The organism is Paenibacillus sp. FSL H8-0259 (assembly GCF_037963255.1).
Taxonomy (GTDB): domain Bacteria; phylum Bacillota; class Bacilli; order Paenibacillales; family Paenibacillaceae; genus Paenibacillus_AQ; species Paenibacillus_AQ phytohabitans.
Window position 1 is genome coordinate 7,977,417 of the sequence record NZ_CP150147.1, and the last position, 12,486, is coordinate 7,989,902.

The window sequence follows — 12,486 nt, forward strand, 5'->3', positions numbered from 1 at the left end:
TCCTTAGGATGAATGCCCCCGGCTGATTTATAGCACCTTCTGGACCCAGCTGTCTATGACATGATCCGGCTGGATGCCTAAATCCCGCTGCAGCAGTTCCTTATATTTATCATAGTGTTTCCTAAACCCGATGAAATCTCCCAGGTCGGCGTAACTTCTCAGCACCAGCCGGCAGATTTGATCGGAATACGGGTCCAGTGCCTGCAGAACCAGCAGCCTGTCCAGTGCCTGCCGGGGACGTACGGAGGATAATTCATATTCGGCCGAATGCAGCGACATGCGGATGAAGCGGACCTGCAATTCCTTGCGCCGCGTTTCTGCCCAGTCATAATGATGTTCTTCCAGATAATCTCCGCGGTACAGACTCAGCACCGCTTCTCTGCGCGCCCATTCCTCTTCCGATTCCACAGAGGTACTGCAGTATCCCTGCTCGAATTCTTCCAGATCAAGCAGCACATTCTCCTTGGTCAGCCTGTACCGCTCCTGCGAGAACTCAACCTGCACGTCCATATCCCAGGCCTTAAGCAGTTTACGGATATGGTACACCGTTGTATGCAGGTTGGTTACTGCCTTCTCCGGTTGGAAGTCCGGCCAGACCCAATCCACAATGGTATCCTTAAGAATCCATTGGCCGCGGTTATGGAGCAGCAGGGCGAACACTTCCTGCGCTTTGCTGGTTCTCCACTGCATCTTGCGCCCGGGCTCCGTGCTGTCCATGAACTCGAGACGTTTGAAGCAGAGAATCGAGAGCTGCTTGACGGCAGCTGCAGGCTCCGGGAGCGTCTCCACACTCGCTTCATTCTGCTCTATGCGAACCTCCAGGCGTTCGAGCGTCTTGCTCAGGCGCTGGGAGGTTACCGGCTTCAGCAGATAGTCGGCGGCGTTCAGTTCAAAAGCCTCAATAGCATACTCACTGTATGCTGTGATATAGACAATCCGCGTGCTCCGGTCCAGACCGGCAATATATTCGCCGGCTTCCAGCCCGTTCATCTCCGGCATGCCTATATCCAGGAAGACGATATCCGCCTTCTCCTGCTCCAGATGCTCCAGTCCCCGTCTAGCCGACGTATACTTGCCGGTAATCTCCAGACGTCCGTCTTTCAGGAGCAGGCGCTCCAGATGCTGCAATGCAGGCTTTTCATCATCGATTAGTATCGCTTTCATTGAAAGGACTCACCTCATGTCATCGTTCTCGAGTTGTCGCTTACCTGGGAATTGTATAAGATATCGCCGTCCCCTGGCCGGGCACACTGTGAATACTCAGGCCTGTTCCGTACATTTTGAGCAGCCGGCGCTGAATATTACGCAATCCGATACCGCCCTCTGTCCGCTCTTCTGACAGAACCTCCGCTATCCGCTGCGGAGACATCCCGACACCATCATCTTTGACGGCAACTACAAGCTGGCCGGGCAGCAGCTGAATCGACAGCCGCACTGTCCCTCCAGCCTCCTTCTGCATCAGCCCGTGGTTGACGGCATTCTCTACAATCGGCTGAATGCTGAGCGGCGGAACCAGCCCCATAATATCGTCCGGGACATCGAACTCGATATTCAGCCGCTCGTCAAACCGCGCCTGCTCGAGGGCAAGATAGGACTGAACCAGCCCCAGCTCCTTCTCAACAGGAACGGTCTGTCCCCGGTTCTGGAAGTCAAAGCTGCTCCGCAGGTACTGGCTGAGATCCAGCAGCAGATCTGTGGCCTTATCCGGGTCTACCGGACATACGGAGATGATCGCATTGAGCGCATTATACAAGAAATGCGGTTTGATCTGGGCCTGCAGGAAGGCAATCTCCGCCTGAACGGATATCCGGACAGACTTGCGCATATCGAGCAGTGTCTGCACACGCGCCCTGAACTCGCGCAGCTCCACCGGTTTGCTCAGATAATCATTGGCTCCGGCCTCGAACGCAGCCTGGATATCCTCGGGACGGCTGCTCGCCATCAGCACCAGAATCGGCAGCTCCGACAGAACAAACCGTTCACGGATCGTTTTGCATAATAACAATCCGGGTATTTCCGGCATCACCCAGTCTGCAATGACAAGATCGAGTTCAGGGTACTGCTGTATTTTACTTATAGCTTCGGTCCCGCTGCTGGCCGTAATCACCGAATGATTCTCCAGCTGCAGCACATTAACCAGCACCTGAAGATTGACAGGATCATCATCCACAACCAGAATGAAGCAGCATTCCGCAGGCGGCGGAAGGACCGGCTCTTCTCCCGGCAGCTGGACTGCCGCTGCCGTCTCCCATCCGGTAATTTCCAGATACTCCTGCTCCAGCAGAGCTTTGCTTCTCCGCAGGATAGGTTGCGTGAAGCGGAAGACAGAGCCTTGCCCCAGCTCCGAATGCACCTCTATCTCTCCTCCGGCCAGCTCAACCAGCCTCTGGGTAATGCTGAGACCGAGGCCGTTTTCCCGGTAGGCCTTCTGGGCTGCGGGTCCGCTTGGATCATAGGCATCAAAGATGGAATGCAAACGCTCAGGAGCAATCCCCTGCCCCGTATCCGTGATAAGAATGGCAACATACTCTTCTTTAACCTCTGCAGACAGCGTTATCACGCCCTGAGGCGTATAATTGACGGCATTTGCCAATAAATTATGCAGAATTTGAGCAAGGCGCTGTTCATCCGTCTCCAGCAGGGGAAGATTGCCGGGCAGGTCCAGGCGGAATTCAAGATTGTCCTTTCCGTATACCTGGCGCGTCACCTCCATAATGGAGACAGCCGCGGTGCGGAGATCCACCGCCTGCCGGCGCAGAAACAGCGAACCGTGATTCAGCTTCGCGAAGTCAGACATATCATTGATTAAGGCAGACAGCCGCTTGCCCGTCGAGACAATCATGAGCAACTGCTCACTCTGGGCACTGCTCACGGAACCTGCCGCACCCTGCGCCAGTGTCTGGGCCATGTTGACCATTCCCTGCAGCGGCTTGCGGAGCTCATGGGAAGTATCGGAGATGAAGTCGTTCTTCAAGCCATCCAGTGTCTGCAGCCTGCGTGACAGCTGCCCCACCTCAAGGAAAGACGACGCATATTGCCGGGTCATAACAATCGCCTGAACGAATCCGAACAGGACAATTTCATAAGAGATTATAAAATAGCTGAATGACAGGTTCATAAAACTGACCAGATAGCAGATAATAACGACGCTGAGACTCTCAATGCTGACCATCATCAGGAACATATTTTTCGGATTCCGTCTTGTCCCCTGAACCATAGAGTAGAGCACAAAGCCGATACTTACCGAGCCCCAGGTCAGCAGCAGGCCCTCCAGATAGCTGAACAGATAGGCCGGCATGAATATAGAGATCAGCAGCAGCACGCTCGTAATCATTTTAGAGGCCTTAATGACTGCAATAGACATCGGGTAATTCACGGAATTGGCGACATAGCGCAGCAGATAATAGTAGACCAGCGTGGAAGAAGCCAGCTGCAGCTTGAGCACAACTTCATACGGAAGCCCGGGAAGCCCAGCCGCGATCAGCTTCTCGCCGTGGGTCAGAATGTAGACAAAGGCCGCCATGCAGAATAGACCCAGATAGAGGGTGACCCCCCGGCTCTCTCTTACCTTGGAGAACATCAGCAGGAATAAAGAAAGAATAATAAATCCGAACAGCGCTCCGCCGTCTACAAACAGCGCAAATTCGCGGTGCTTCAGAATAGAGGCCTGATCACCGATGACAATCGGCAGAACGATACCGCCGGAGGAGTAGCTGTAATTCGCCACCTGTACAATAATCTCCATGGTATCTCCGGTCACCGAAGCAAACCCCGTATAGGGTATATTATTCTGCCTCCCCTCAGAAGCCATGGGGGCGGGGCTGCCGCTGCTGCCAATCTCCTGCCCGTTCACGAAGACCCGGCTTGCCGTACGGATGTTGCTGGTGCGCAGACCGTATATTACGGCTTCCCCATAGGCAATCCTGGCCTGCAGACGGTAAGTGCCGTACCCTTTGGCTGCGGGTTCACCGGTGACGGATATATAAGGATTCCATTTCCCGGGAACATGAACCATTCCGGACACGGCAGGCATGACCGGGTTCCTCCGCTCCGGGGAGAACGCCTCAGGCATAAGCAGCGCACCGCGGTACAGCTCCCATTCCCCGTTCAGCTTCACAACACCGTCTTTGCGGAAGTCCCAGCTGCGCAGATCGATCATCCCTTGCCGGGCTTGCGGCATTCCGCGGTTTATATGGAGAGTCTGGAGGATAGAGAGCAATGGAATGATCAACACCAGCACCAGACTGCCTAGAATACTCAGCCAATATTTTTTCATGCCCCATGCCATTCCCTTCTAGCTGTCATTGTATAAATTATACATTAAATTCTGTTTATTTAAGTGCAATAAAAAAAGCCGATTCCCATTTATTTCGGAATCGGCTGCTTATCTTATTAGGTTAAAATTTTAGGAATATTTTACTTTACCTCCGGAGCGGCGACTGCGGAAGCTGTGCTCTCCTGGGTTTTGGACAGAAAGATATTAAGAATAATTGCTGTCAGAGATCCGGAGACGATCCCGTTCTGCAGCAGCATTCTGGCGAACTCCGGCAGCTGGTCGAACATAGACGGCAGCACAGCAGAGCCGAGACCGACAGCAATACTGCAGGCGGCAATGAGCAGATTGCCGTCCTTACGCAGGTCAACATCCGAGAGAATCGACATGCCGGATGCAGCAACCGATCCGAACATGACAATCATCGCCCCGCCAAGCACCGCGTTTGGCACGACTGTAGTCAGCGCTGCCAGCTTCGGCAGCAGCCCGAGCACGATCATAATTCCGCCGGCGGCAAAAATAACATTGCGCGTCTTCACCCGGGTCAGCGACAGCAAGCCGACATTCTGGGAGAACGCCGTATAAGGGAACGCATTAAACAATCCGCCGAGCATGATGGCAAGCCCTTCAGAACGCAGGCCGTTCACGATCTGCTTCTGTTCTACCTGCTGATCCGTTGCCTTGCCCACGGCAAAGTACACACCCGTCGATTCCACCATGGACACAATATTAACGATAATCATCGTGAAGATCGCCGTAATACTGAACTGCGGCCAGCCGAAGTAGAATGGCTGGGCCACACTCACCCAAGAGGCCGTAGTCACTGTAGAGAAATGTACGATGCCCATGGCATAGCCGATTACGGTTCCGACAACCAGACCTACCAGTACAGATACGGAACGCAGGAAACCTGTAGTCAGGCGGTTCACCGCCAGAATTACGAGCAGTGTAATCAGGGCCAGCAGCAGATTGCGGGGCTGGCCGAAATCAGCGCTGCCCTGTCCTCCGGCCACATTATTCATCGCTACCGGGATCAGCGAGAGCCCGATGATAGTTACTACGGAGCCGGTTACTACTGTAGGGAAGAATTTCAGCAGCTTCCCGTATATCGGGGCTGCCAGTACAACGAACAGACCGGAGATAATAATAGCCCCGTACGCTGTCGGGAGATTGGAGCCTGAAGCGATAGCGATAATCGGGCTGACTGCGGTAAAGGTACAGCCGAGTACAACGGGAAGGCCGCTTCCGAAATACTTGCTGCCCATAATCTGCAGCAGCGTTGCCAGTCCGCAGGTGAACAGATCTGCTGCGATCAGATACGCCATCTGCGTTCCGTTCAAATTCAGTGCCCCGCCGACCACCAGCGGCACAATCACAGCTCCGGCATACATAGCCAGCACATGCTGAAGCCCGAGGGCGAATATCTTCTGTTTGCTTAGCATCCTGCACTCTCCTTAATTAATTCTTCCGCACGGGCAGTGCCGGTGCGGGAATCATCTATAAAGTGAACTTCCCCCGGAGACATCGAAGCAATCCGCGCCAGGGCATGTACCGGAATTCCGCGCTGCTCCAGCAGGCTGCGTCCTTCCTGGAAGCTCTTCTCAATGACACAGCCGACTCCCATCAGCTGCGCCCCGGACTCCTCCACGATATCGCAAAGTCCTACAAGCGCTGCGCCGGTAGCCAGAAAGTCATCGACAATCAGCACGTTGTCGCCAGGTCCGAGATACTTCTGCGAGATACTGATCAGGTAGTCTTCCTGACGGGTGAAGGAATGCACCGGTGCGGAATAGACCGCTTCGGAGAGGGTAACAGCCTTCTTTTTCTTGGCATAAATAAACGGCACACCCAGCGCAATGCCTGCAGCCATGGCGAACTGGATGCCGCTGGCCTCTACAGTCAGCACCTTGGTGATGGGCTGGTCTCCGAAGATAGCTTTGAATTCCTGCCCGATTTGCAGCGCAAGCTCCGTGTCCACCTGATGGTTCAGAAACGAATCTACCTTCAGCACAGTCTCCGATAGAATTAAGCCTTCTTGTCTAATGCGTTCCTCCAGTACTTTCATTACAGCGATTCTTCCTCCTTTAAAATAAAAAAGACAGATCCCCTTGAGTGCTTCTCTCAAGTGAATCTGTCCTTCTGGGTTTTTGTCCCTTAGTGGTGTAACACATAAGCGTGTCCGCATCGCTTGGACCAGTCCTTCCCCTGCCGCAGCACAAGAAACGGAACCCTAGATGCGCTATTTCACTCATAGTCGGATAATTACAGTGGTCATCCGGTAGAAACTTATGGGCCATATTCCCAAGATTATATGAGGTATTATGATAAGTCTGTTTTTAAAAACCTTCGTATATCTTACACGCTCTGTATGATCCTTACAAGCAAAATTTTAAGTATATTTGCTGTGAATTTCAAAGTGTTTCATGAAATACACGCGTATTTCATCATCGATTCTCCCTGCTCACTAGGCAACCGTTTGTTTATGGGGGGACAGCGCCTGTATTCCTCACCCTTCCTTCCTCTGCGCATTAATGATAAGGAAAACCTGTGCAGGGAGGCATGATACGGATGGCTAAGCAAAAAGACCGGATAACTGTCATTATTCAAAAAGGGAAGCAGCGGATTGTTACCCGCACCCCGCTGGCCGGCATCAGCCGGCTGGTGTTTGTTATCAATAACCAATATACCAACGCAGCCAATACCACACAGATTGCCAGCGGCGCCGGCCGGAGCAGCGCAGCGGGCAGCAATGCTGCCATTGCTTCGCCCTATACCCGCCAGCAGGAGAGTGTCGGAGCCGGGGGGACGGCGGCGAACATAGGCAGCAGGGGCAGTAAGGGCAGTAAAGGCTGTAAGGGACAGCGTGGCAGACGACATCACGCCCCCCTGATTCATCCGCACGGCTGGGGGAAGGAGATTGTCATCGTCGTGAACAACCAGACCGTGAAGCTTCCGGGGGGCAGCAGAAGCTCCTCGGCCACACAGGTCGGCAGCGGCAGCGGAACCTACAGCTCGGGCGGAACCAATGCCGCCATCGAGAGTCCCGGATCCAAGCAGCAGCAGGCGGTCGGCGGCGGTGCAGGCGGCCTTGCTTCGAACCGGGCTGCTGCCCGGCGGCGTCAGGGCGGCAGGCGGCGGCGCTGACGCCGCCGCCTGCCGGGAAATGCAATCACGCTTAAACTGGCAAATAACACCGGAAACCTTGTAAAAACCAGGTTTTCCGGTGTTTTCTCTGTGTCCTCTATATCGCCGGGCGTCTATTAAAAGTATACTTATATATATTTAGTAGTATTAACTGAACAAAGGCGGCGAACTATGAGGATTAAACAACAGGTTTGGTTAGCAACATCGGTTACTATACTGCTGCTGGGCAGTATGATTATTATATCTTCACTCTATTTGGAAGGCATTCCGCGTATCTTCATTAATGGATTAAGCGGGGGCGGGATTCTGATTGGAATAGGCCTCATCTTCAGCATTCACCGGAATATTGACCACGGGCTGGACCGGATTACGAACATCTCCCGGGATATCGCCGACGGGACAATTAATCCTGCAGCCGCGGCAACCGTACGCAAGGATGAATTCGGACTGCTCGCAGCTTCTTACTACAAGCTGGCAGCCGATCTTCACCACAGGTCCGCTGAAGAACGCGAACTGCGCATGAAAGCGGAGGAGCAGGCCTGGATTAATACGCAAGTGTCAGAGATGGCAATGCAGCTTCAGGGATCGGTGCATCTGCAGACGGCAGCGCGTGTATTTATCGGCAGGCTGGCTGCCGCTGTCGGCGGAAGCTATGGAGCCGTATATTTGAAGCAGGGCGGTCAGCTAAACTTCGCAGCCGGCTATGCCTTTGACGAATCGGCAGGCCGCCGCGAACCCATTCAGCTGGGCAGCGGACTGGTCGGACAATGCGCGGTGGATCAGCAGACCATCGTGCTGGAGGATCTTCCGGAGCATTATATCAAAGTCCATTCCGCGCTGGGTGAAGCTTCCCCATCTTCGCTTATCGTAGTTCCGATCATGCATGAGCGGGAAGTGGTCGCCGTAATGGAGCTGGCCGCTTTGCACCCGTTCGGTTATAAGGAGCATCAGCTGATCGAGCGGGCGGGTCAAAACATGGGGGTGCTGATCAATACTTTGGCCGGCGTGGCCAGAATTGAAGAGCTGCTGAGCGAAACCCGGCTGCAGAAGGACGAGCTGGAAGCGCAGACCGAGGAACTGACGGCACAGACCCAAGAGCTGGAGGCACAGACCGAAGAGCTTATGGCACAAACCGAGGAGCTGCGGCTGCAGACGGATCAGCTGCAGGATCAGGGAGAAGAGCTGAAGATGCAGGCCGAGAGCCTGCTGTCCTCCAATGAAGAGCTTCAGGCGCAAATGGAGCTGACAGAGGAACAAAAAGCCGAGATTGAAGCCCAGGCCGATGAGCTGAGGCAGCAGACGGAAGAACTGTACGCCTCCAATCTGGAGCTCCAGCAGCAAATGGAGATTACCAGCCGGCAATCGACAGAGATCAAGGCACAAGCCGATGAATTATCGGCCGCGAACCGCGATATGCAGAAGCAGCTCCAGCTTACAGAACGCCAAAAAGCCGAGATTGCCGATCAGGCTGAAGAGCTTCAGGCCCAAACGAATGAACTTCTGGATCAGAAGGAAGAACTCCAGGCACAGACTGAGGAGCTTCAAGCTCAAACGGAAGAACTCCAGGCCCAGACCGACGAGCTCCAGGCTCAGGCCGACGAGCTTCTGACCCAGAAAGAAGAGCTAGCGGCCTCCAATGATCAGCTGCTGCTCCAAGTCCGGCTTACCGAGCAGCAGAAGGAAGAAATTCAGGCGCAGGCCCAGGAAATCTTCATGGCTGCCCAGTATAAATCGGAATTCCTCGCCAACGTATCGCATGAACTGCGCACACCGCTGAACAGCCTGCTGATTCTCTCGCAGATCCTCGCCGAGAACAAGGAAGGCAATCTTGAGAAGAAACAGCTGGAATATGTGCATACTATCTTCTCAGCAGGCAAGGATCTGCTGCAGCTGATCGATGAGATTCTCGATCTGGCCAAGCTGGAGGTCGGCAAAATGACTCCTGTTCTTGAACCGGTCTCTTTACAGGACCTCAGCAACCATATTTTCCGCCATTTTGAACAGCAGGCCAAGAAAAAGAATCTCCGGTTCGATGTCCATTCAGACAACAGGCTGCCTGACCATCTGATGACCGACGGCCACAGACTGCAGCAGATTATGAATAATCTGTTGTCCAATGCTATTAAGTTCACCCCGGAGCAAGGCTCCGTTTCCCTGTCCATCCGCACCAGCGGCGAAGAAGTAGTCTTCGCTGTCAGCGATACCGGCATCGGCATTGCCGCCTCCAAGCTGGGGAGCATCTTCGAAGCGTTCCAGCAGGCGGACGGCACCACCAGCCGCAAATACGGCGGCACCGGTCTTGGACTTACGATCTGCCGCGAGCTGGCTACCCTGCTGGGGGGAAGAATTGAAGTGGATTCCGTTGAAGGCAAAGGCAGTACCTTCTCGCTGATCATTCCTGCAGTTGAGCCGGGAGAGGACGCACAGGCGCTGGCTGCCGCTACCTTTGCAGCCGCAGCCACTGCGGATATGCCGGGTTCCGAGACCGGCAGCCGGGAGAATCCGGCTTTCCGGGAATCGTTCGTTCCCGATATTTCCATCACCAATCCGAAGCTGCTGCAATATGCCGAGATGGAGGATGACCGCGGCAATCTGCTCCCCGGCGACACTCTCCTGCTGATCATAGAGGAGGATGCGGAATTCGCCACTATGCTGCTTGAACTGGCGCGCAGCCGGGGCTTCAAGGCGATCGTTGCCTTCCAGGGCGATCAGGGTCTGGCGCTGGCACATGCCTACAAGCCCGATGCCATCCTGCTGGATCTGCATCTTCCCGTTCTGGACGGCTGGTCGATTATCAGCCGGCTGAAGAGCCGGCCGGAGCTGCGCCATATTCCGGTGCATGTCATCTCGACAGCCGAGGAGAATCAGCAGAGCCTGGCGATGGGCGCCTTGTCCTTCTGGAAGAAGCCAAGTGATTATGCCGAACTGGAGGCAGCCTTCCTGCAGATTGAGACGTATATCCGCCGTCCGGTGAAGAGCCTGCTGATTGTTGAAGACAACAAGATTCTGCGCAGCAGCCTTGTCGAATTCATCGCGCATCCCGATGTGAACATTATTGCGGTCGGCACAGGCAGGGAAGCTATGGAGCATCTGGCCAGTCATCATTTTGACTGCATGGTGCTGGACTTAGGCCTGTCGGATATTTCCGGCTTCGATCTGCTGGAGCAGGTCAAAACCAACCGTAAGCTGCAAACCCTGCCGGTCATTATCTATACAGGCAAGGATCTCAGCAAGACCGATGAGCAGCGCCTCAAGCACTACGCCGAGAGCATTGTTATCAAGAATGTACGGTCTATGGAACGGCTCTACGATGACACGGCCTTATACCTCCACCGCAAGCATGCTGACCTGCCGCTGGATAAGCAGCAGCTGATCGAGAATCTGCACAATCCGGAGTCGGCCTTTGCCGGAAAAAGCATTCTGCTTGTGGATGATGATATGCGTAATATTTTTGCGTTATCCAGTGTGCTCGAAGGTTATAATATGGAGATCAGCTTTGCCCAGAACGGTAAAGAAGCCCTGGAGCATCTGGAGATACACCCGGGCGTTGAGCTCGTATTCATGGATATTATGATGCCTGAGATGGATGGTTACGAGACCATGAAGCATATCCGGCTCAGACCGGAGTATGACCAGCTGGTAATTATCGCGCTGACCGCCCGCGCCCTGGAGGAAGACCGGGTCAAATGCCTGCAGGCCGGAGCGAACGATTATATATCCAAACCGATCAATACGACACAGCTGGTGAGTGTGCTGAAATTATGGTTGATTCAGTAGGAGGAATTATGGAGTACCCTATTAATATTTTACTTGTCGATGACCGGCCGGATGAGCTCCTGTCTATGCAGGCTTTGCTGGCCGACACACCTTATCAGCTGATTGGTGCAACCTCCGGCATGGAGGCCCTGAAATGTCTGCTGGAGCAGGAGTTCGCCCTGATTATTATGGATGTGCTCATGCCGGACATGGATGGATTCGAAACGGCGAAGCGGATCAAAGCGCGTCAAAAGTCACGTGACATCCCGATTATATTCCTCACCGCGCTGACTTCAGAGCTGGAGAACTATATGATGGCCTATTCAGCCGGAGCTATAGATTTCCTGACCAAGCCTTTCCATCCGATCGTGCTTAAGAGCAAAATTGACGGCTTCGTCCGCCTCTATCGGACCCGCAAAGAGCTGCAGCTTAAATCCCAGGAGCTGGAGGCGGCGAATAGCGTTCTGACCGAGCTGAAGGACACTGCCGAAGTCGCTCTAAGGATCAAAAGCGGCTTCCTCGCCATGATGAGCCATGAAATCCGCACACCGCTGAACGGAATTATTGCCATGTCGGATGTGCTGCGGACCTCTGAGCTGGCGGCGGATGATCTGGAAATGGCCGAAATCATTCATACAAGCGGCCACGCACTGGTGTCTGTCATTAATCATATCCTGGACTTCACCAAGATCGAATCCGGCAAAATGGAGCTGGACTATGAGCTGTTCAACCTCCACTCCTGCATCAAGGAAACCGTTGATCTCTTCCGGGCACTCGCCAAGGAACGCAATCTGGTCCTGGAGACCTTCATTGATCCAGCTATTCCCGCACTGCTCATAGGCGATCCCAACCGTCTGCGCCAGGTACTGAACAACCTGATCGGCAATGCAATCAAATTCACCTACTCGGGCGGCGTTAAGGTAGGGGTTCATCTCCGGCAAGCGATGGATAGGGTAATGGAGCTTGAGTTCATTATTGAAGATACCGGCATCGGCATTCCTGCGGACAAAATGAAATACCTGTTCCAGCCGTTCACCCAGATCGGCGCTACGATCAACCGTAAGTTCGGGGGTACCGGACTCGGGCTGTCCATCTGCAAAATGCTGGTCGATCTGATGGGCGGAACAATCTACGCTAAGCCGGATGTTGAGCAAGGGGCCGTCTTTATCTTCACGATTCAGGTCAGTGAAGGACAACCGGATTAGCGCCTTGTCCAGCTGTTTATCTCGGCAGCTGGCCGGACACCAGGCATATCAAAGAACCGCAAGCCTTCGGGGCTTGCGGTTCTTTGTGTACGGTCATAGGTCTGCTGC

At 54.0% G+C, this 12,486-nt stretch carries 7 protein-coding genes and 1 riboswitch; of the genes, 3 read left to right on the plus strand and 4 right to left on the minus strand.

Features of this window, described 5'->3' with window-relative positions; genetic code table 11:
- Positions 1-27 precede the first annotated feature (27 nt).
- The 4 genes from NSU01_RS34255 to NSU01_RS34270 form a co-directional block, all read right to left on the minus strand.
- Positions 28-1,164, minus strand: a complete 1,137-nt coding sequence (locus NSU01_RS34255; RefSeq protein WP_076243619.1) for a response regulator — start codon at positions 1,162-1,164, stop codon at positions 28-30.
- A gap of 40 nt (positions 1,165-1,204) precedes the next feature.
- Entirely contained in the window at positions 1,205-4,276 is a 3,072-nt protein-coding gene (locus tag NSU01_RS34260) for an ATP-binding protein (RefSeq protein ID WP_076243620.1), read from the minus strand.
- Positions 4,277-4,416: 140 nt separating this feature from the next.
- Positions 4,417-5,715: a nucleobase:cation symporter-2 family protein gene (locus NSU01_RS34265; protein ID WP_039304744.1), complete on the minus strand. Its 1,299-nt coding sequence runs from the start codon at positions 5,713-5,715 to the stop codon at positions 4,417-4,419.
- The gene (locus NSU01_RS34270) at positions 5,709-6,338 is read right to left on the minus strand and encodes a xanthine phosphoribosyltransferase (RefSeq protein WP_076243621.1); all 630 of its coding nucleotides are present in this window, start codon (positions 6,336-6,338) and stop codon (positions 5,709-5,711) included. The genes NSU01_RS34265 and NSU01_RS34270 overlap by 7 nt, the downstream gene beginning before the upstream one ends.
- A gap of 166 nt (positions 6,339-6,504) precedes the next feature.
- Positions 6,505-6,608, minus strand: a riboswitch (purine riboswitch).
- Positions 6,609-6,841: 233 nt separating this feature from the next.
- Here NSU01_RS34270 and NSU01_RS34275 point away from each other — a divergent pair.
- From NSU01_RS34275 to NSU01_RS34285, 3 genes are all read left to right on the plus strand, one after another.
- Positions 6,842-7,417, plus strand: a complete 576-nt coding sequence (locus NSU01_RS34275; protein WP_076243622.1) for a hypothetical protein — start codon at positions 6,842-6,844, stop codon at positions 7,415-7,417.
- Between the two features lie 171 nt (positions 7,418-7,588).
- Entirely contained in the window at positions 7,589-11,194 is a 3,606-nt protein-coding gene (locus tag NSU01_RS34280) for a response regulator (protein WP_256703830.1), read from the plus strand.
- An 8-nt stretch (positions 11,195-11,202) separates the two neighbouring features.
- Entirely contained in the window at positions 11,203-12,378 is a 1,176-nt protein-coding gene (locus NSU01_RS34285; RefSeq protein WP_042140411.1) for an ATP-binding protein, read from the plus strand.
- The last annotated feature ends 108 nt before the right edge of the window (positions 12,379-12,486 follow it).